This is a genomic window from Methylomicrobium agile (assembly GCF_000733855.1).
In the GTDB taxonomy this organism is placed as follows: domain Bacteria; phylum Pseudomonadota; class Gammaproteobacteria; order Methylococcales; family Methylomonadaceae; genus Methylomicrobium; species Methylomicrobium agile.
In genome coordinates this window covers 388,923-409,397 of sequence record NZ_JPOJ01000001.1, presented here as the reverse complement: position 1 = coordinate 409,397, position 20,475 = coordinate 388,923, and the positions used below count along the sequence as shown (strand labels likewise).

The 20,475-nt window shown below is 57.3% G+C and carries 21 protein-coding genes; 19 read left to right on the top strand and 2 right to left on the bottom strand.

The features are described 5' to 3' along the window. Positions 1–95 precede the first annotated feature (95 nt). From CC94_RS0101955 to CC94_RS0101925, 7 genes are read left to right on the top strand one after another with little or no spacing between them, the layout of a single operon-like run. Positions 96–1,331, top strand: a complete 1,236-nt coding sequence (locus CC94_RS0101955; RefSeq protein WP_005373467.1) for an NAD(P)/FAD-dependent oxidoreductase — start codon at positions 96–98, stop codon at positions 1,329–1,331. Then, complete coding sequence (locus tag CC94_RS0101950; protein WP_005373465.1) at positions 1,313–1,912, top strand: DUF3261 domain-containing protein; 600 nt, start codon at positions 1,313–1,315, stop codon at positions 1,910–1,912. The genes CC94_RS0101955 and CC94_RS0101950 overlap by 19 nt, the downstream gene beginning before the upstream one ends. Next, positions 1,893–3,074 (top strand): beta-ketoacyl-[acyl-carrier-protein] synthase family protein, encoded by a 1,182-nt coding sequence (locus CC94_RS0101945; RefSeq protein ID WP_005373464.1) that lies wholly within the window; start codon positions 1,893–1,895, stop codon positions 3,072–3,074. The genes CC94_RS0101950 and CC94_RS0101945 overlap by 20 nt, the downstream gene beginning before the upstream one ends. Further along, positions 3,071–3,520, top strand: a complete 450-nt coding sequence (locus tag CC94_RS0101940; protein WP_005373462.1) for a hotdog family protein — start codon at positions 3,071–3,073, stop codon at positions 3,518–3,520. The genes CC94_RS0101945 and CC94_RS0101940 overlap by 4 nt, the downstream gene beginning before the upstream one ends. After that, a complete protein-coding gene (gene fabG, locus CC94_RS0101935; RefSeq protein WP_005373460.1) occupies positions 3,510–4,238 on the top strand; it encodes a 3-oxoacyl-ACP reductase FabG in 729 nt (242 codons plus the stop codon). The genes CC94_RS0101940 and fabG overlap by 11 nt, the downstream gene beginning before the upstream one ends. Then, positions 4,238–5,461 carry a beta-ketoacyl-ACP synthase gene (locus CC94_RS0101930; RefSeq protein WP_031429627.1) on the top strand — a complete coding sequence of 408 codons (1,224 nt, stop codon included), beginning with the start codon at positions 4,238–4,240 and terminating at the stop codon, positions 5,459–5,461. The genes fabG and CC94_RS0101930 overlap by 1 nt, the downstream gene beginning before the upstream one ends. A gap of 30 nt (positions 5,462–5,491) precedes the next feature. After that, positions 5,492–5,854, top strand: a complete 363-nt coding sequence (locus tag CC94_RS0101925) for a hypothetical protein (protein ID WP_031429626.1) — start codon at positions 5,492–5,494, stop codon at positions 5,852–5,854. A gap of 118 nt (positions 5,855–5,972) precedes the next feature. On the opposite strand, the gene CC94_RS0101920 is transcribed toward CC94_RS0101925, so the two are convergent. Further along, positions 5,973–6,419 (bottom strand): hypothetical protein, encoded by a 447-nt coding sequence (locus tag CC94_RS0101920; protein WP_005373455.1) that lies wholly within the window; start codon positions 6,417–6,419, stop codon positions 5,973–5,975. Positions 6,420–6,604: 185 nt separating this feature from the next. Between CC94_RS0101920 and CC94_RS0101915 the strand changes: the two genes are divergently transcribed. From CC94_RS0101915 to CC94_RS0101855, 12 genes are all read left to right on the top strand, one after another. Next, on the top strand, positions 6,605–7,564 hold the full coding sequence (locus CC94_RS0101915) for a ZIP family metal transporter (RefSeq protein WP_005373453.1): 960 nt from the start codon (positions 6,605–6,607) through the stop codon (positions 7,562–7,564). 75 nt (positions 7,565–7,639) lie between these two features. Further along, positions 7,640–8,350: a TMEM165/GDT1 family protein gene (locus CC94_RS0101910; RefSeq protein ID WP_005373451.1), complete on the top strand. Its 711-nt coding sequence runs from the start codon at positions 7,640–7,642 to the stop codon at positions 8,348–8,350. A gap of 75 nt (positions 8,351–8,425) precedes the next feature. Continuing rightward, a complete protein-coding gene (gene soxB / locus CC94_RS0101905) occupies positions 8,426–10,105 on the top strand; it encodes a thiosulfohydrolase SoxB (protein WP_005373449.1) in 1,680 nt (559 codons plus the stop codon). Positions 10,106–10,157: 52 nt separating this feature from the next. Further along, a complete protein-coding gene (locus CC94_RS0101900) occupies positions 10,158–11,297 on the top strand; it encodes an MlaE family ABC transporter permease (protein WP_005373447.1) in 1,140 nt (379 codons plus the stop codon). After that, the gene (locus CC94_RS0101895; RefSeq protein ID WP_005373445.1) at positions 11,294–12,067 is read left to right on the top strand and encodes an ABC transporter ATP-binding protein; all 774 of its coding nucleotides are present in this window, start codon (positions 11,294–11,296) and stop codon (positions 12,065–12,067) included. Before CC94_RS0101900 ends, CC94_RS0101895 begins: the two co-directional genes overlap by 4 nt. After that, complete coding sequence (locus CC94_RS0101890) at positions 12,054–12,968, top strand: MlaD family protein (protein WP_005373443.1); 915 nt, start codon at positions 12,054–12,056, stop codon at positions 12,966–12,968. Before CC94_RS0101895 ends, CC94_RS0101890 begins: the two co-directional genes overlap by 14 nt. Further along, positions 12,965–13,525 carry an ABC-type transport auxiliary lipoprotein family protein gene (locus CC94_RS0101885; RefSeq protein WP_005373441.1) on the top strand — a complete coding sequence of 187 codons (561 nt, stop codon included), beginning with the start codon at positions 12,965–12,967 and terminating at the stop codon, positions 13,523–13,525. Before CC94_RS0101890 ends, CC94_RS0101885 begins: the two co-directional genes overlap by 4 nt. A 378-nt stretch (positions 13,526–13,903) precedes the next feature. Further along, a complete protein-coding gene (locus CC94_RS0101875) occupies positions 13,904–14,485 on the top strand; it encodes a YceI family protein (RefSeq protein WP_005373438.1) in 582 nt (193 codons plus the stop codon). A 114-nt stretch (positions 14,486–14,599) separates the two neighbouring features. Continuing rightward, the gene (locus CC94_RS0101870) at positions 14,600–15,541 is read left to right on the top strand and encodes an NADH-quinone oxidoreductase subunit B family protein (protein WP_005373436.1); all 942 of its coding nucleotides are present in this window, start codon (positions 14,600–14,602) and stop codon (positions 15,539–15,541) included. Between the two features lie 3 nt (positions 15,542–15,544). Next, a complete protein-coding gene (locus CC94_RS0101865) occupies positions 15,545–17,083 on the top strand; it encodes a nickel-dependent hydrogenase large subunit (protein WP_005373434.1) in 1,539 nt (512 codons plus the stop codon). A gap of 7 nt (positions 17,084–17,090) precedes the next feature. Next, positions 17,091–17,537, top strand: a complete 447-nt coding sequence (locus tag CC94_RS0101860; RefSeq protein WP_245549388.1) for a hydrogenase maturation protease — start codon at positions 17,091–17,093, stop codon at positions 17,535–17,537. A 17-nt stretch (positions 17,538–17,554) separates the two neighbouring features. Then, positions 17,555–20,182: an EAL domain-containing protein gene (locus tag CC94_RS0101855; protein WP_245549387.1), complete on the top strand. Its 2,628-nt coding sequence runs from the start codon at positions 17,555–17,557 to the stop codon at positions 20,180–20,182. Here CC94_RS0101855 and CC94_RS0101850 read toward each other — a convergent pair. Then, positions 20,168–20,455, bottom strand: a complete 288-nt coding sequence (locus tag CC94_RS0101850; RefSeq protein ID WP_425357673.1) for a hydrogenase maturation nickel metallochaperone HypA/HybF — start codon at positions 20,453–20,455, stop codon at positions 20,168–20,170. The genes CC94_RS0101855 and CC94_RS0101850 overlap by 15 nt on opposite strands. Positions 20,456–20,475: the final 20 nt, after the last annotated feature.

Below are 20,475 nucleotides of genomic sequence, written 5' to 3'. Positions count from 1 at the left end.
CGGGTTTTATCAATCCGACATTTTTTCCGAAAACCCGACCTCCGCATTATAATTTTCTTTTCTCCACTTACACATGCCAAGGAACATCCCCCCGCATGGATAAACCGCGTCAAAGCAAAGTGATCATCATCGGCGCAGGCCCTTCCGGCAGTATCGCGGGGGCCTTGCTCAGAAAACAAGGCTATCAGGTGATCATCCTGGAGCGCCAGCGTTTTCCCCGCTTCAGCATCGGCGAAAGCCTGCTGCCGCAGTGCATGGAGTTCATTAAGGAAGCCGGGATGCTCGACGCGGTCAAGGGCGCCGGCTTCCAGTTCAAGGACGGCGCCGCGTTCGCCTTCGGCGACCATTACACCGAATTCGATTTCGAAGACAAGTTTACCCCCGGCATCGGCACGACCTTTCAGGTCCAGCGCGGCCGCTTCGACGCGCTGCTGGCCGACGAAGCGGCGCGGATGGGCGTCGACATCCACTGGGAGATGGAGGTGAAGTCGGTCGATTTTTCCGGCGATCAGGCCTGTCTGACTGTCGCCGACACGGACGGCCGGATTTACGATTACGCGGCCGACTTCGTGCTCGATGCGAGCGGTTTCGGGCGGATACTGCCGCGCCTGCTCGGTCTGGAGTCTCCGTCGGGATTTCCGGTCCGGCAGGCCCTGTTCGGGCATATCGAAGACCGGATCGACGATCCTGCGTTCGACCGGAACAAAATCCGGATCACCGTGCATCCGGAGCACAAGGACGTCTGGTTCTGGCTGATCCCGTTCAGCAACGGACGCAGCAGCGTCGGCGTAGTGGCCGAACGAACTTTTTATGCGCCGGGCGAGGATTACGGCGCGCAATTGCAGGCATTGATCCATCAGGATGAGGGGCTCGGCCGGATTTTGAAAAACGCGGTATTCGATGACAAGATCAATACATTGGTCGGTTATTCGGCCAACGTCAAAAGCCTTTACGGTCAGAGCTACGCGCTGCTCGGCAACGCGGGCGAGTTTCTCGACCCGATTTTTTCCTCGGGCGTGACGATTGCGATGAAGTCCGCAATGCTGGCCACGGCGGCGCTGGACCGGCAATTCAGGGGCGAGCCGGTCGATTGGGAGCAGGATTATGCGCAGCCGTTGAAACGCGGCGTCGATACGTTCCGGGTATTTGTCGATGCGTGGTACGACGGCCGTTTTCAGGACGTGATCTTCCATTCGCACCAGCAGCCCGAGGTCAAGGCGATGATCTGCTCGATTTTGGCCGGTTACGCCTGGGACGAAAACAATCCTTACGTGAAGAACGCCCGCTCGCGGCTGGATACGCTCGCCGAATTATGCCGCGACGACAGTTAAGCTTGGTTGCCTTGATCATTGGTTTGGCCGGTTGCGCGTCGATTCATCCTCAAGACGGAAGCCTGCCCGAAGCGGCCCGGCAAGCCGGGGTGCGCCCGCAGCCTTTGTTTCCGCTCGCGCCGCCTTTGGGTCCGGAGCGGCGCATCGTGCAGCAGTTGACCGCGCACTGGCCGGAAAGCGAGGAAACGCTGCTCTGCGTGCTGGAACTGGACAGCCGGCGTATCGCGATGGCCGGCCTTACCCAGGATGGGCTGAGCCTGTTCAACTTGACCTATGACGGGAAGACCCTGGAAGCGGACAAAAATCCTCTGGTTCCCGAGACGCTCGTTCCCGAGCTGATCGTTGCGGATTTGCAACTGGTTTACTGGCCGCTCGACAGCGTGCGGAAGCAGTTGCCGAAAGGCTTGACGCTGGAGGCCGGACCGGGCTTCCGCCGCTTATCCGTGGATGGCAAGCCTCTGGTCGAAATACACTATCCGAACACCGACGGCACATGGCCGGAAGCGGCCGAACTGGTCAACCTGCAGTATCATTACCGGCTTGCGATCCGGACGGTCAGCTATGAAGTTGTATCTGAATGACGTCGGCATGCTTTGCGCGGCCGGAAACGGTAAGCGAGAGGTACTGGCGAGGCTGCTGGCCGGAGACCGTTCGGGCCTGGTCTTTACCGACCGGTTCAGCCCCGGCCGGCCGTTCGCGGTGGGCCGGATCGATGCCGAACTGCCGGAAATCGGCGACCGTTTCGGGTATTACCGCTGCCGCAATAACCGCCTGTTGCTGGCCGCACTGGAACAAATCCGCGATACGGTCGAGCGAATGGTCGCCTGCTTTGGGAAGGACCGTATCGGTTGCGTGTTGGGCACGAGTACGTCCGGGGTTCGGAACACCGAGCTGGCGCTGGCTCACCAGGCCCAAAACGGCAGCTTGCCGGACGGTTTCCATTACAAGCAGCAGCAAATGGGGTCGGGCGCCGATTTTCTGGCCGCCTGCCTGAATCTCGGCGGACCGGCCTATACCTTGTCGACCGCCTGTTCTTCGAGCGGACGGGCGATCGCGTCCGCGCGCCGCCTGCTGCGCTTAGGGCTATGCGATGCGGTAATCGTCGGCGGCGCCGATACGCTCTGCAATCTGACGGTCAACGGTTTCGCGGCCCTGGAGTCGTTGAGCGGCGGTTTGTGCAAGCCGTTCGGCGCGCACCGGGACGGGATCAACATCGGCGAGGCGGTCAGTCTGTTCGTGTTGAGTAGGGTGCAGGGTCCTGTCGAACTGCTCGGGATCGGTGCCACCAGCGACGCCTACCATTTTTCCGCGCCCGATCCGGACGGGCTGGCGGTGGGTCGGGCCATGCACTTGGCTCTGGAAGATGCCGGCAAGCGTTCCGAGGAAATCGATTATCTGAATCTGCACGGCACCGCGACCGTGCTGAACGACAGCATGGAAAGCAAGGCGGTCAACGCGTTGTTCGGCGACGCAGTGCCGGCCAGTTCGAGCAAGGGCATGACCGGCCATACGCTGGGCGCGGCAGCCGCGCTCGAACTCGGTTTTTGCTGGCTGCTGCTGAACAGAGGCGACGAAAGGGGCCGGCCGATTCCGAACGTCAGCGACGACACGGATGATCCGCTACTGGCCCCATTGAATCTCGCGCGTCCGGGCGACGAACTGAAGCGCCGGATCGACACCTGCCAAAGCAATTCGTTCGCGTTCGGCGGCAATAACATCTCGATCGTGGTCGGGCGGGCATGAACGATTTTCCGCTGTTCGAGGTCGCCGAACTGCTGCCGCATACCGGCGGGATGATCTGGCTCGACAAAGTGCTTGCCTGGGATGAGGAGACGGCCACTGCCGAGCTGACCGTCCGGACCGGCCCGCTGTTCGGCGGCGGCGATACGGTTCCGGCCTGGGCCGGCATCGAATACATGGCGCAGACGATCGGCCTGTATGCCGGCCTGCATGCCAAGCGGGCCGGCGAGCCGATCAGGCTGGGCTTTTTACTCGGCACCCGGCGTTTCGAGAGCAGCGCGCCCGGCTTCCGGATCGGTTCCGTATTGACGGTACGGGTCGAAAAAATCATGCAGGACGGGCACTTGTCGGTGTTCGACTGCCGGCTAACCGGCGATCATGTTAAAGTAAGCGCCGTGCTGAATGTCTACCAGGCACCCCTCGATACGATAATGCATTATGAAAAATAAGACCGTTTTAGTGACCGGCTCGAGCCGCGGTATCGGCAAGGCGATCGCCTTGTATCTGGCGGCCCAGGGCTACGATCCGGTGTTGCATTGCCGCAGCCGGCGCGATCAAGCCGCGGAGGTCGCGGCGGAAATCGAAACACTCGGCCGCAACGCCCGGATCCTGCAATTCGATATCGGCGACCGCATTCAATGCGCGCAGCACTTGGCCGAGGACATCGATGCGAACGGCGCCTATTACGGCGTGGTCTGCAATGCCGGCATCGCCGCCGACAATGCGTTTCCGTCGCTGACCGGGGAAGAGTGGGACAGCGTGATCCATACCAACCTCGACAGTTTTTATAATGTCTTGCAGCCCATCATCATGCCGATGGTGCGCAGGCGTAAACCGGGCCGCATCGTGACTCTGTCGTCCGTCTCCGGTCTGATCGGCAACCGAGGCCAGGTCAATTACAGCGCCGCCAAGGCCGGCATCATCGGCGCGACCAAGGCGCTGGCGCTGGAACTGGCCAAGCGGGACATCACGGTCAATTGCGTCGCGCCCGGCCTGATCGAAACCGAAATGGTCGAAGCGCTGCCGCTGGACGAGATCAAAAAGATGATTCCGGCGCGCCGTGTCGGGCAGCCGAAAGAGGTCGCCGCAGCGGTCGCTTTTCTGCTGTCCAAGGACGCCGCCTACATTACCCGCCAAGTGATCGCGGTCAACGGAGGCTTGTGCTGATGAAGCGCGTCGTGGTGACCGGGATGGCCGGGCTGTCTCCGCTCGGCAATGACTGGCGGACCGTCTCGGAACGTTTAAAGACGCAGGCGACCGGCATTCGCGCCATGCCCGAATGGGACAAATACCAGGGGCTGAATACGCGGCTCGCAGGCCCGGTCGATTTCGCGCGGCCCGCGCATTATTCCCGCAAGCAGACGCGCAGCATGGGCAAGGTCGCTCTGATGGCGGCCTATGCGACCGAACTGGCGCTGCAGGATGCCGGATTGATCGACGATCCGGTACTGAAAAGCGGGCGTATGGGTGTCGCATACGGCAGCTGTTCTGGCAGTTTCGACGCGATCGCGGATTTCGGCAACATGCTGCTGAACCACCGGACCGACGGGCTGAATGCGACCTCCTATATCCGGATGATGAGCCATACCGCGGCGGTCAACATCGGCCTGTTTTTCGGAATCAACGGCCGCGTTTATACGACGTCCAGCGCCTGCACGTCGGGCAGTCAGGGCATCGGCTACGCCTACGAAGCGATCAAGTACGGCCGGCAGACGCTGATGGCGGCCGGCGGCGCGGACGAGCTTTCGGCCAGCCAGGCGGCCGTGTTCGATACGCTCTATGCGACCAGCCTGAAAAACGACGCGCCCGAAACCACGCCGCGGCCGTTCGATCTGCACCGCGACGGACTGGTGATCGGGGAGGGGGCGGGCACGCTGATTCTCGAAGAGCTTGAGCATGCCAGGTCGCGCGGCGCGGCGATTCACGCCGAAGTGGTCGGCTACGGCACCAATTCGGACGGCCTGCACGTGACCCAGCCCGACAGCCGCAGCATGCAGGTCGCGATGCGGCTCGCGCTCGACGACGCGGGTCTGCTGCCGGGGGCGATCGGCTATATCAGTGCGCACGGCACCGCGACCCAGCATGGCGACGTCGCCGAGAGCCATGCCACTCGGGCGATCTTCGGCGCCCATACGCCGATCAGCGCGATGAAAAGCTATACCGGGCATACGCTCGGCGCCTGCGGCGCGCTGGAGGCCTGGACCGCGATCCGGATGATGCGCGAAGGCTGGTTTCATCCGACCGCGAATCTGGAAACGATCGATCCGGATTGTGCGGAACTGGATTATATTGTCGGCGCGGTCCGCCGGCTCGACTGCGGTTATGTGATGAGCAACAACTTCGCTTTCGGAGGCATCAACACCTCCCTGATTTTTAAACGCTGGGATTGAACGATCCCGAATCAACCCGAGGAAATGAGCATGATAAAAAAAACCAGTTTGCTGTTGGCGTCGTTGATTTTGGCGACCGGTTGTACGACGACCGGGACCTTCAAAGTACCGGAAGGCTCCAAGTTGTATATTTATGAACGGCCGCAACCGGTGCAGGTCGATGCGGGCGGCAAGGTCACGACCAAGCCGTTCTTCTGGACCGCGGCCGGTATGCCGCCGGGCGGCGGGATTCCTTACCGATTGGAAAAAGATGGGCAAACGGTCAAGGAAGGCAGATTGCGGACCAAATTTCGCGTCGTGTCTATCTTCTGGCCGCCATTCGCTGCCATCTATTGGCCGATGGGCTTTAATCCCAACGTCACTTATGATTTAGTCAACGACACCCAGGAGTGAGTCCGGCAGGAGAAGAATCAAGAAAGTGTCAGATGTTGGGTTCTTCCGCCCTGAGTTAAGCACCGTTTCAACCGTATTTATTTAAGTTTCACTACGGTTGAAACGGTTCGGATCGGCTTTATTGCAACATTTCCAACGCTTTTTCCGCCATTTTTTGCTTCGCCTTGTGCTTCGCCGTCTTGGCCGCCTGTTTTGAAGATTCCGGCAGATTGCCGGCTTGTGCTTTCAGTCGTTTGGCGGTTTCCGTGCCTTTTTTGACAGCGTCGGCGCCTTGCTTCAGTTGTTCCGGCGTCGCGGCTTCCAGTTTTTCCTTCGCGGTTGCTTTGAGCGTTTCTACGGCTTGGCTTTTTGCCGCTTCAGGCGCATTTTGTACGGCTTCCTTCACTTGCTTGGCATCCTGCAAGGCCTGATTAGCTGCCTCGGCGCGTTCTACCGCGCCGGGAGCTACCGTTGTCGCGGTATTTTTAGCCGCCTGTTTCGCAATGCTTTCGAGCAGGCTCTGCTCCGCCATGGCTGCGCCAGCGATGGCCAATAATGGGACAAATAAGAACGCTTTTCTTGACATGGTGAATCCTTACAGTTGTGGGTAAATGAAGCGATAGCATATTGGTGTGAAGCTGAATTTAGGATGAATTAAATTTTTAAATTGCGATGTTCAGGATAATCAATTCAGTGCAATAACCTTACATCGGTTATTTGTATTTAGTTATAATCGGCAGTCAATATGAACCATCGGCAGAGGCGGGCGAAATGACGACGATACAGGACCAGAAATTTAAAAAGATACAAGGATTTTTGGAGGCCCAGGTAGTCAAGGCGATGGCCAGCCCTTATTATCGGAAATTGATGGCGTTGCCGCCGACAGAACGCTGGGCCACGATCGCCGGTTTGTTTCTGTTGTCGCAGTTGATCATTTTCGGCGCTTTGTACCTGATCTTCGGCAAAGTCGTGGTGATCGGCTTCCTGGCCAGCATTCTAGCCGGATTGGCGACCGGCGTCGGCGCGTTGCCGGCGCTGTTTTTCCGGAATATCTCGAACAATCTGTTCAACGGCATGCTCGGAGCCGCAGCCGGCGTGATGCTCGCCGCCACCGCGTTTTCGCTGCTGGTTCCCGGCATCGGCTTCGGCAACGCGGTCTGGGCCGGCAAGGGCATTTATCTGGTTTCGTTCGGGATGCTGATCGGCGCGCTGTTTCTGCATTATGCCGACCGTCAGTTGCCGCATGTGCATTTCGATCAGGTGTCCGATCTGCGCAAAACGTCTTTCGGCAAAATCTGGCTGTTTATCGTCGCGATCACGATTCACAACTTTCCGGAAGGCATGTCGGTCGGGGTCAGTTTCGGCACCGGCGAAATGAAAACCGGCATTGTTCTGGCGATCGCGATCGGCTTGCAGAACATTCCCGAAGGCCTGGCCGTCGCGCTGCCGCTGGTCGGATTGGGCTACGACAAATGGCGTGCGGTTGCGATTGCCACCCTGACCGGGCTGGTCGAGCCGGTCGGCGGCTTGCTCGGGATTACGATGGTGACGGTCTTCCAGCCGATTCTTCCGGTGGCGATGGGCTTTGCGGCCGGTGCGATGCTGTTCGTGATCAGCGAAGAGATTATCCCGGAGACGCATGGCGGCGCGGGCGAACGCTCCCGCTATGCCACCTTTGCGCTGATGTTCGGCTTCATCCTGATGATGATTCTGGACAATATGCTGGGTTGAGCCGAACGGCATGCGCCGCGCGAACTCTCTTCTTTCCCGCTTTACACTCTACCGATCTTTCCATTCAGCCATTGCATGGACAAAGCCGAACAATTACTGACGCACCTGACCGCCTGGCTCCATAGTCTTCCTGCCGAGTCCTATTTACAGGTTTTCCTGCACAAGTTTGCTGCCTTGCTGACCGGCGGCAATTGGCGCGAAACCGGGCTTGCCGCCGCCACCAGTTTCGCTTTGATCGTCACTGCCGAAATCGGCGACAAAAGCCAACTGGTCTGTATGACGTTGGCTTCCAGGCACAAAGCCTGGCCGGTGGTGTTGGGGGCGAGCGCGGCGTTCGCCTTGTTGAACACGCTGGCGGTCGTATTCGGCGCCGCGATTGCAAGCTGGCTGCCCGAGTACATCGTCGCGGCGACGGTCGCCTTTCTGTTCGGCGCGTTCGGGATTCACGCCCTGCGCGCAGGCGGCGATGAAGACGAGGAAATCCGCGAAAAAAGCGGGCACGGCATCTTCTTTACCACGTTTTTATTGATTACGGTCGCCGAGTTCGGCGACAAAACGCAGCTTGCGGTCGTGGCGCTGAGCAGCACTTCGATGCCTGCCGCGGTCTGGATCGGATCGACCGCGGCGCTGGTCACGACTTCGGCGCTGGGCGTGCTGGCCGGACGCACGATCCTGCAGAAATTTCCGTTGGCGTTGCTGCACCGGATCAGCGGAACGATTTTTTTGATCTTGTCCCTCGTTGCGGCTTACCGGGCATATGGCGCTTATGCTTCCCGGCTCGCGTAGGGTACGCTGCGCGTACCTTTTCCAAAGCTATCCGGGAGTTCTCCCGAGCAAGGTACGCGCAGCGTACCCTACGAGATGAACCGTCGCCGCTTTCTTCAATACCTCGCTTTGTCGCCTGCCGCCGTTTACGGCTGTTCGGCGGCGCGCCGCGATTATTACCGCCAGCCGGAGTTCGGCGACGTCACGATCCTGCACATGACCGACTGCCATGCGCAGTTGCTGCCGGTGTATTACCGTGAGCCGGCGGTCAATCTAGGTATCGGCGCCGGCAAAAATGCGCCGCCCCACCTGAGCGGCGAGCAGTTCCTGCGCCGTTTCGGCATTCGTCCGCACAGCCGCGAGGCTTACGCCTTGACTCATCTCGATTTTGACAACGCCGCGCACCGTTATGGAAAAATGGGCGGCTTCGCGCACCTGGCGACATTGATCAAAACGATCAGGGCTTTACGCGGGCCTGACAAGACCTTGCTGCTCGACGGCGGCGACAGTTGGCAAGGTTCGGCGACCGCGTTATGGACGCGCGGGCAGGATATGGTCGACGCCTGCAATCTGCTGGGCGTCGACGCGATGACCGGGCATTGGGAGTTTACCTACGGCAAGGAGCGGCTTTTCGAGAATCTGAAACGCTTCAAAGGCGTTTTTCTCGCGCAGAATGCGGCACAGGCCGAGGAAGCGGTTTTTGAGTTTGGCACGGACAATGACGAGCTGTTCAAGCCTTACCTGATCAAACAGTTCGGCAAAATCCGGATTGCGGTGATCGGCCAGGCTTATCCTTATACGCCGATCGCGAACCCGCCGCGTTTCGTCAAGGGTTGGCGGTTCGGGATCGAGGAACGGCGCCTGCAGTCGCTCGTCGGCCGGATACGCGCCGCCGAACGGCCCGACGCGATTATTTTACTGTCCCACAACGGCATGGGTGTCGATCTGAAACTGGCTTCGCGCGTCGCCGGAATCGATCTGATCCTGGGAGGCCATACCCACGATGCGGTTCCCGAACCGATCCCGGTCGCGAATCCGCAAGGCAGGACCTGGGTCACCAACGCGGGCAGCCACGGCAAGTTTCTGGCGGTGATCGACCTGCAAGCCGGAGGCGGTCGGCTGCAGGCGATACGCTATCGTTTGCTGCCGGTCTTTGCGGAGCTATTGGAACCCGATCCGGAAATGCAGAGTCTGATCGATAGCTTGAGAATGCCGTATCTGCCTGTCTTGCGGCAGCCATTGGCCGAGGCGAACGAGCTGCTGTACCGCCGCGATAATTTTTATGGAACTTTCGACGGCCTGATTCTGGATGCGCTGCTGGCCGAGTACGGCGCGGACATCGCGTTGACGCCCGGTTTCCGCTGGGGTACGGCCGTATTGCCTGGCCGGACGATCGCGATGGAAGATGTGATGAATCATACCGCGGTCACTTATCCCGAAACCTATGCCGCCACGATGACGGGCGCACAATTGAAAAACATGCTGGAAGACGTGGCCGATAATCTGTTCAATCCCGATCCTTACTATCGGCAGGGCGGCGACATGGTCAGGACGGGCGGCATGCGGTTCGATTGCGATCCCGCGGCCGAAGGGGGCAAACGCATCGGTGCGATGCGGCTGCAGGGCGGCAAGCCGATCGAGGCCGGGAAACGCTATAAGGTCGCAGGCTGGGCGGCCGTTTCGGCACCGGTGGCCGGAAGGCCGGTTTTCGAGATCGTCGGAGAGCATTTAAAAGCGTCAGTTCGGCATAGGCCGGGGCGAGCAATGAGCGTATGATGGGTTTGCAATCGTTTTTCTTTGATCACACCTCCAGTGTCCGGACGTTTCGATGTTTTTCATAGGTGAAAGAGCCGAGCCTGCGCTGGACGCAATCGAGCGGGACGGAAAACTGTATGGCGTCAGATTGTCCGGAGAATGGAATTTGCGTAATCTGTGCGAGATGCCGGCGCTGCGCCGCCAACTCAGAAAGTATGCGCGAAGCAAGTCCGGGCTGCACTGGGATTTGGAGACGATCGATGTGCTCGACAATGCGGCCGCGCTGATCCTTTGGCAGGAGTGGGGCCGGACCTTGCCCGAGGGGCTGGCGATACGTCCCGAACATCTGCGTATGCTGGAGCGCTGGCAGGCGCAGGAAGTTTCCGAAACCGCGCCGCCCAAACGCGATCTCGGCGCGATATTGCTCTTTCTTTACGGCTTTATAGCCGATTTTTACCGGCAAACATTGGATCTGGTGACCTTGCTGGGCCAGTTACTGCTGGATGTGGGCTACTTGCTGCGCCATCCGGGCCAGGTGCCGTGGACCGAAATTTCGATCACTATCTACGAGTCGGGCGTACGCGCCCTCGGAATCACCGCGCTGGTCGGTTTTCTGATCGGTATCGTGCTGAGCTATCTGTCCGCCCTGCAGCTCAAGCTGTTCGGCGCGGAAATCTACATTATCGACATCCTGGGGCTCAGTATCATTCGCGAACTGGGTCCATTGCTCGCGGCGATCCTGGTCGCGGGACGCTCCGGTTCCGCGATGACCGCGCAGATCGGCATCATGCGGGTCACCGAAGAACTCGATGCGCTGTCCGCGATGGGCATTTCGCATTCGTTGCGGCTGGTGTTGCCGAAGGTCGCGGCCCTGGCGGTCGTGCTGCCGTTGATCGGCGTGTGGACCAGCGGTTCGGCGCTGCTCGGGGGGATGTTTTCGGCGCAGAACACGCTCGACATCGGCTATATGCAGTTCTTTTTGAAGCTGCCCGATGCGGTGCCGTTGTTGAATGTGTTTATCGGCCTGTTGAAAAGCGCGGTGTTCGGCTTTCTGATCGCGCTGGTCGCCTGCCATTTCGGCTTCAAGATCAAGCCGAATACCGAAAGCCTGGGCAATGAAACCACCAATTCGGTTGTCTCTTCGATCACGATCGTGATCATGGTCGATGCGGTGTTCGCGATCCTGTTCATGGGCATCGGGATGCCGATATGAAGGACTCGGCGATCTGTCTCGAACATATCTGGACCCGCTTCGGCGACAAAATTGTGCACAGGGACATCAATCTGAGCCTTGAGCACGGCGAGATCCTCGGACTGGTCGGTGCTTCCGGCAGCGGCAAGACTACGCTGCTGCGCGAAATCATCGGCCTGCAGGCGCCGAGCGAAGGCGAAATCTTCGTAATGGGACAGTCGCTGCATCAAATCGGCCGGCATCTGCAGAGTAACTGCGGGGTACTGTTTCAGAAAGGCGCGTTGTTCAGCGTGCTCAATGTGTTCGACAATATCGCCTTTCCGTTGCGCGAGCTCGGTTTCGACGATGAGGAGATCATCAGGCGGCTGGTGTTCATGAAACTGTCCCGGGTCGGCTTGTCGGTGCGCGACGCCTGGCTGAAGCCGGCGGATTTGTCGGGCGGCATGACCAAGCGGGTGGCGCTCGCGCGTACTCTGATCCTCGAACCGGATTTGTTGCTGTTGGACGAGCCGACCTCCGGCCTCGATCCGATTTCGAGCGAGGATTTCGTCAGTCTTTTGTCCGAATTGCACCGCGATCTGGAGTTTACGGTGGTGATGGTGACGCACGACCTCGACATTCTGCGCGATCTGTGTACCCGGATCGCGGTATTGGCGGACGGCCAACTGGTTGCCTTCGGTCCCCTCGAATCGGTGTTAAGCTGTCCGCATCCGTTCGTCGAGCGTTTTTTTCACAACAACCGCGCCGAGCGGGTTTTTCAAAATCTGGATACGACGCATGGGCAAAAATAAATATGCGCTGATTACCGGCGTCTTCCTGATCGTCCTGACGGCGGCCACCGCCGTGGTTGTGTACTGGATCGGCCATTTCGAGCGCGAACGCAACGTCTACTATGTTTCGACCCGCCAGTCGGTGACCGGCCTGAATCCCGAGTCGACCGTGTTCTACCGCGGCATTGCGGTCGGCAAAGTTCTCGACATCCATTTCGATCCGAACGATTCCGGGGCGATCCTGGTTCCGATCGAGGTCGACAAGGAGATCGTGCTGAGTAAAGGCGTGTTCGCGACCTTGCAGTTAAAAGGCGTGACCGGTCTGACTCAAATTCAGCTCGAAGATCCCGAACACCCCGGCGGGCCGCTGCCGCCGGGAAGCGATCCGGCCGATCGGATACCGCTGCAGCCGTCTTTGGCCGACCGATTGATGAACACCGGCGAGGATATTCTGAAAAAAGCCGAGCATATCATGGTGCGGCTCAGCGTATTTCTGAGCGATGAAAACGAAAAGAACGTCACCGACATCCTGAACAATCTGAAAAGCCTCTCGAATAAGTTGAATCAACTCGAAAAAGGCGTGGACAAGGCGCTGGCCGAGGTGCCGAAGCTCGGGAATCGGGCCGGAAAAACATTGGACAATATCGATCGGCTGGCGAACGACTTGCAGAGCTTGAGCAAGGATGTCAGAGCGTTGGAGCAAAAGGCCGAGAGACTGGCCGAGACCGGGTTCGAAGTGAGCGACCAGGTCACTCAGACTACGCTTCCGAAAGTCAACGAGCTGATGAGCGAGTTGCAGTCGGCAGCGCAGCAGGTGAACAAAATCGCGAATTTGCTCGAAAATAACCCGCAGTCGCTGATTTTTGGCCTCCCCGATCAGGAACCCGCACCGGGCGAGCCGGGCTATAAGGAGCCTCGATGAAAAAATACCGCTTACTTTATGCCGCCGGCGTTCTGTTGCTGGGTTGTTCGGAAACCGTGCGGGTACCGGCGCTGCACGATTTCGGCGTTGGCCCGCTTCCGCCGGCGGCGGCCGGCCCGCAAAATGCCGCGACCGCGGAAATTCGCGTCATTGCGCCGAAATGGCTGAGCGATAACCGGATCCGTTACCGGCTGCTTTACGACCAGCCGACCCGGGTGCGTTTCTATAATCTGGATCAGTGGATTGCGCCTCCGCCGGATCTGCTCAGGCTGCATTTCAGTTCGGGGCGCTTAGGTCCGAACTATTCTCTGGTGATTCGCCTGGTGAATTTCGAGCAGCAATTCGAGGCGCCGGGAAGTGCTTTTGTACTGATGCACTTTTCGGTCGAAGCGTTTGCGGCCGATAGCAAAAAGAAGCTGGGTGCGCGGGAGTTCGTTTTGCGCAGCGGCAAGATCAGTCCCGATGCACAGGGGGCGGTACAAGGCTTTGCCGAGCTGGCGGAGCGCGCAAGGCAACAGGTATTGGACTGGCTGCCGGAATCGGCGGGTTCGCCGTAACGGGAAAATCAACGGGGGAAATGCAAAAAAATACTCCCGGTGCCTACTACGGGCGCCGGGAGACAAACGCTTCGGATTGTGGAGGTTCCGAATTTTTTCACACTTCGAGGAGGTGTATGAAAAAGGCTGAAAATAGAAGCTATGCCGCGCTGAAACTCTTGGCAGGCGAGAGGCCGGCCTCTCGGGGACACTGGCTGTTCGAAAAACCTGGCATGGAGTTTGCTAAAGCAATGGCATTAGTATATTAGTTTTTGCCGAACTATCAAGCGGAATTGAATTAATTCATTGTTTCTTTTATGTTGATAATCAATCAAAACTTCCGATAACTCGCTAATATTGTATTTACAAATATTGACCCCCTTGCTGAGGAAAATTCCTATGATCCGTTTATTATTCGCGTTGTTTGCCGCTGCTGTCGCTGTATCGGGCTTTACATCGACGGCGCTAGCCGACACTTATACTGTCGATCCGCGTCATACCTTTCCGAGCTTTGAAATCGATCACCTCGGTTTTTCGATACAGCGGGGTCGTTTCAATCAGACCGAAGGCAAAATAGCGCTCGCGCCCGCATCGCCTGCCGGCGGCTCGATCGATGTCGCGATCGATGCGGCTTCGATCAGCACAGGCCTCCCGGAACTGGAAAAGCATCTGCGGGGAGAGGATTTCCTCGATGTCGCGCGTTTTCCGAAAATCCTGTTCAAATCGAAACAGTTGATCTTCGACAAGCAGGGACAATTAACCGGCGCAAAGGGAGAACTTACGCTGCACGGCGTGACCAAGCCGGTGCATTTGACCGTGGACCGCTTCCACTGCGGAATGAATCTGATCTCGATGAAAAATGTCTGCGGGGCGAACGCGACCGCGACGATCGAACGCTCCGATTTTGGCGTGGACAAATATGCGCCGGCGTTGGCCGACGAGGTCAAAGTGATCATTCAGATCGAAGCGGTCAGGGATTGAAGCCGTTCGATGCGCAAGAAAATCTCGCAATGAGCCGGTAGTTTAAAAATAGTAAATAGTCTTGTAACAATTGAACTAAAATTATTACAGTTTTAAAGCGTTATCGGAGTTTTTGTGACGGCATTGCTTTGGCTGCAAACCGGCTCTTGCGGGGGGGACACCATGTCGATGCTCTGCGCGGACAGTCCCTCTCTGGAAGACCTTGTCGACGAGTATGGCATCGAAGTACTCTGGCAGCCATCTTTATCCATGGAGCCGATGAAAAAACTGGATGTCTTGATCGAGGCCATTCTGGCGGATCGGCAAGCACTGGATGTTTTATGCATCGAAGGCAGCATCATAACCGGGCCCGACGGCTCAGGCATGTACGATCCCTATCGCGGACGCTCCAAAATGAGCCTGGTCCGGGAGTTGGTCGAGAAAGCCGAATACGTGGTGGCGATGGGCACTTGCGCCGCTTACGGCGGCGTTCATGCCGCGCCGCCCAATCCTACCGATTGCCTCGGCCTGCAATTCGATAAGAAAAATCCCGGTGGACTTTTGCCGATCGAATGGCGGTCGCGCAAGGGACTTCCCGTCATCAATATTTCGGGCTGTCCCGCCCATCCCAATGCAATGACCAAAACGCTGGCCATGCTGGCTTCCGGGCTGCCGGTCGAACTCGACCATTTGAATCGTCCGAAAGCTTTTTTCAATACCATGGTGCACCAGGGCTGCACCCGCATCGAGTATCACGAATACGATGTCGAGGACGCCGAGTTCGGCAATAAGGCCTGCCTGTTTTTCAATTTGGGCTGTCAGGGGCCGATGACGGTGGCGATATGCAATACGGAACTCTGGAACGGCCGCAGCAGCAAGACCCGGGCTGGCGTACCGTGTTTCGGCTGCACTTCCCCCGATTTTCCTCTGGACCACGATTTGTTCCGCACCGAAAAAATCGGCGAGGTACCGGTACACCTGCCGTTGGATGTGGCGCGCTCCAATTATATGGCGTACAAAAGCTTGGCGCACGAAGCGGCGCCTTTGCGGGTATTGAATAAAAAGATGGATCCTTAAGTTATGTCGAGAAAGATCATCCAAATCGACATGAACCGCGTCGAGGGGGACGTGGATTTCCAACTCGAATTGGAGGGTAGCCGGATTGTCGACGCCCGCTGTGTGGGTTCCCTCTACAGAGGATTCGAACAGATCCTCCTGGGCCGTAAACCCATGGATGCTTTGGTCATGACTCCGCGTATCTGCGGTATTTGCGGCACCGCGCAATTGAATGCCGCCGTGCTCGCGCTGGAGCATCTCGCCCGCCTGCCGGTTCCGCCCGCCGCCATGCGCATCCGCAATTTGTGCCTGATGGCCGAGACGGTGCAAAGCGATCTTAGGCAATCCTTTTTGTTTTTCACCGCCGATTTTTGCCATCCTAAATACCGGTCGTTGCCCTTGTATGACAAGGCGCGGGCGGCATTCTTACCGTTTCAGGGAGAGATTTACCGCGGCGCTTTGGAACATTCGAGGCATATCGTCGAGATCATCGCCCTGTTCGGCGGCCAATGGCCGCATTCCTCTTACATGGTGCCGGGCGGCGTGACGACGCCGGCAAGCAGCCGCCACCTCATCGACGGCCTGTCGCTGCTCAACAAGCTGACGCGGTGGTTCGAGAAATCCGTGATCGGGACGCCCCTGGACGATTGGCTGGCGCTGCAATCCGCCGATGAATTTTTCGACTGGCTGGAGGCGGGAGAAGCCCATGCCGACAGCGCCATTGGATTGCTGACCCGGATGAGCCGCGAGATCGGCCTGCACCGGCTGGGTTGCGGAACTCCGCACATGATCAGTTATGGGGCTTACGACGATCCGGAAGATGTGGAAAATTTCTCTCCTTACCGCAAACGCTTGTTTAAAGCCGGTTTCCTGAATGGCGATGCCGGGAGTATCGAACCGTTCGACCAGAACGAAATCACCGAACATGTGCGTTATTCCTGGTTTCTTCCTTATCCGGGCGGGCGCCATCCGTTTCAGGGGCAGACCGTCCCCGATTATCAGCCCCATTCCGATCGTTATACCTGGTGCAAGGCGCCGCGCTATCGGGACAAGGTGGTGCAAACCGGGCCCCTGGCCGATGCGCTGATCGACGGCGAACCCCTGATTCATGCGCTCTATCGGGCCGAAGGCGGCAATGCCTGGCTGCGCCAGTTCGCCCGTCTGCACCGTACGGCGCGGCTGCTCAAGGCAATGTCGCAACTATTGCACGAGTTGGCCGCGCATCCCGGCGAGCCGCATATCCTTCCGCCTGCCGACAAAGAAATTCCCGACGGCGAAGGCTTTGGGTTGGTTACCGCCGCTCGCGGCGCACTGGGGCATTGGCTGCAGGTCAGGGACGGTGTCATTAGCCGCTATCAGGTCATCACGCCGACAGCTTGGAATGCCTCGCCGAAAGACAGCGAAGGACGGCACGGGCATTGGGAAAGCAGTTTGATCGGTTTGACGGTCGAGGATCCGGACGATCCTGTGGAAATCGGCCATATCATTCGCTCCCACGATCCCTGCCTGGTTTGTACCGTGCATCTTCTCGACACCGGCAAGCGCCTCACCGTATGGCCTTAAAATGAACATGTGCCATATTGTTTGCTTCGGTAACGAATTGCACGGGGACGACGGATTCGGCATGCGCGTTTATGAGATGCTTTGCCGTCAGGTATGGCCGAACGATGTGAAGGTGTTCAACGCCGGCGTCGCCGGGCTCAACGCGCTCCGCTTTCTGGAAAATTGCAGCCGGGTGATTTTGGTCGATGCATTGGCCAATTTCGGGAGTCCGGGCCAAATTTATGTATTAAAATCCGAAGATCTGGCTGAAGGAAGGCAGGAGCTGAGCGGTCACGGCCTAGGCATTCCCTACTTACTGGAGGCGCTTAAGGCGATCCGGGAACCTTTGCCGGATATTCGGATTGTGGGGGTTGAAATAGAGGGCGTCAGACCGTTCTTTATCGGTTTATCGGAGAAAACCGAGCGTGCCGTCATTGAAACGGTTCGGTTGATACGGGGCCTCGTTATCGTATGAGTCCTCATAGCCCGAAATTGTCAATTATTCCCGTTCAATCGGCCTCTTTTATCTCTTCGGCCGATCCGCCGCGCTGGACAGGGCGAATCCAGTTGCCGGGCAACCGGCATGTCGTCGATATTCTTATTTTCGAGATTCTCGGGGAGTTCAAGGCCTTTCCCGCTTTCTGCCCCCATCAGGGCATCAATCTGACGCATTGCCCATTGGTCGGCGAAAAAATGCTGGTTTGCCCCGGGCACCAACTGTGCATTGAAGCACTGAATGACACGCACAGCTATCACGTGGAAAAAGTCGAGGGCCGGTTCGTGGTGATCCTGATCGAGGAAGGCCCTGTCGATCAAAACGCCCAGATTTTCGGCGACCAGCATTCCTTGGCGCTGGAACGGATGCGTGAAGAGATCGAACAACTGCGGATGGCCAATTTGAAGCAAGAGAGGCAAATCCTTGTCATCACCCGCAGCATGGATGCCATGCTCAGCGAATCGGAGCTGCAAAAGCTGAACTTCAAGGAAAGGGCCGAGCAGGAGAAAGCGTTTGCACGCTTCGTCAACCGCATTCTGGATACCATGGACGATCTGATGTTCTTTTTTGATAAAAAAGGCCGAATTCGCCGGGTCAATACGGCCGTGGAGCGCGAGTTGGGGTTTACCGAGGCCGATTTAGTGACGAGCTGCATCGATGATTTGCTGCCTGTCGCCGATCGCCAATATCTTGCCGATCGTCTTCCCATACTGCCATGGCCGGTGCATTCGGTCGTGATGGAAACCATTCGGTTGAATGGCTGTTACAGCGGCGAACATGAACTGTTGAGCAAACATCTCGATAATGCCCAAGCCGTCTATTGGCTAAAAAGCAGCGTATTGCACTCGGAACAAGGAAAATTGGAAGGCGCTGTCATCACCGCGCTGAATATCACCGAGCTGAAAGTGCGGGAAATGCGGCTGCGGCTGAGCAGCAAAGTTTTCGACAATTGCAGCGAGGCGATTTTTATCACCGATCCCCAGGGTACTATCCAGGAAGTTAATGACTCATTCTGCGAAATTACCGGCTATGAGCGGGGAGAAGTCCTGGGTAAGAATACTCGCTTGCTGAAATCGAACATGCATGATCAGGCATTTTACAAACAGCTGTGGCACTCTTTATTGAATCACGGATCCTGGAGGGGAGAAATCTGGGATCGCCGAAAAAACGGTGAATTATGTCCGATGCTTGCGAGCATCAATGCCGTTTATGACGATCAGGATCAGCTCATGCATTATGTGGCGGTTTGCTCCGACATCAGCCAGCAAAAACAGACAGAGCAACAGCTTCAGCAACTCGCCTATTACGATGCCCTGACTCAGCTTCCCAACCGGGCCTTATTCAAGGACAGGCTGGAGCATGAAATTCGGGTAGCCCAGCGTAGCCATACCCGTTTGGCGGTTTTTTTTCTCGATCTTGACCATTTCAAAAATGTTAACGATACGCTTGGGCATTGGGTAGGCGATTATCTGCTGAAAATTGTCGCCAGCCGGATACAACGCTGCCTGAGGGAGTCGGATACGATCTCGCGTTTGGGGGGGGATGAGTTCACCATCATTCTTCCCGGCTTGATAGGAATCGCCGATTCGACAGAATTGGCCCAGCGTTTGAACGACGAGGTGCAAAAGCCGATAGAGATTGCCGAACACGCCATACATGTCACAACCAGTATCGGCATTGCCGTTTTTCCCGATGACGGCAATGATTTTCATACTTTAACCAAGCATGCGGATACCGCCATGTACGCTTCCAAAGCCAAAGGCCGCGGACAATTTCAATATTTCGAAGCGGGCATGAATGAAGCGGCTCACCAAAGGCTGCTATTGGAAAATGCGTTGAGGCTGGCGATCGAACAGGAAGATTTTCAACTGCATTACCAGCTTAAAGTGGGAGGCTCCCTTGAACGTATTGCCGGTGCGGAAGCATTAATTCGCTGGAAACGGCCCGGTTTCGGGATGATGCCTCCGGATCGTTTTATTTCTATTGCAGAGGAAACGGGACTGATTATTCCGCTGGGAGCCTGGATACTCAGAATGGCCTGTCTTCAAGCCAAAGCATGGAAAGACAAAATTGCGGAGTTCAGGATCGCTGTCAATCTCTCTCCGCGGCAATTGCTGGATGATGACTTTGTTTCGATTCTGGACCGCATACTGGCGGAAACCGGCACGAGTCCCGAATGGATCGAGCTGGAAGTCACCGAAAGCCTGGTCATGCACGACATCGATAAGGCGTGCGAACGATTATGCCAAATTCGCAGCCGCGGCATTCGTATTGCGATGGACGATTTCGGGACGGGTTATTCGTCTTTGTCCTATTTGCAAAAATTGCCTCTCCAAGTACTCAAAATAGACCGCTCGTTCGTTCAGGCCTATACCGGCGACCCGACTTCGAGCGAGGCGATATTTATCAAGACCATCATCGCTTTAGGGCATAGCCTGAATATGACGGTGGTTGCCGAAGGGGTGGAAAACGAATCCCAATTGGCTGTGCTTAAAGCACACGGCTGCGACGAGTTTCAAGGTTACTATTTCTCGCCCCCGCTTTCGGCGGATGAGTTCGAAAGGCTCTGGCTTGACCCGAATAAACACGCGGTGGATTTCACCGCGTCTTTAAATAACGATTAGGTCTTTGATTTTCATGCCAATCCCTTGGACAAGTTCAACATGCAGGCTGCCGCAATGCGTGCAGGGGATGTAGAGTGATTCCATCTCCGAGCGTTCGCCGCACTGCCGGCAAATCCCCACTCCCTTGATTTCCAAAATCACCAGCTCGGCATTTTCCGCCAGCGAATCTTTCATGACGGTATCGAAACAGAAACGAAGGGCGGCCGTTTCCACGCAGGCTAACCGGCCTATTTCCAAGGTGACTTGGACGACCTTGCTGAATTTGTGTTCCAGCGCTTGTTCTTCGAGCGTTT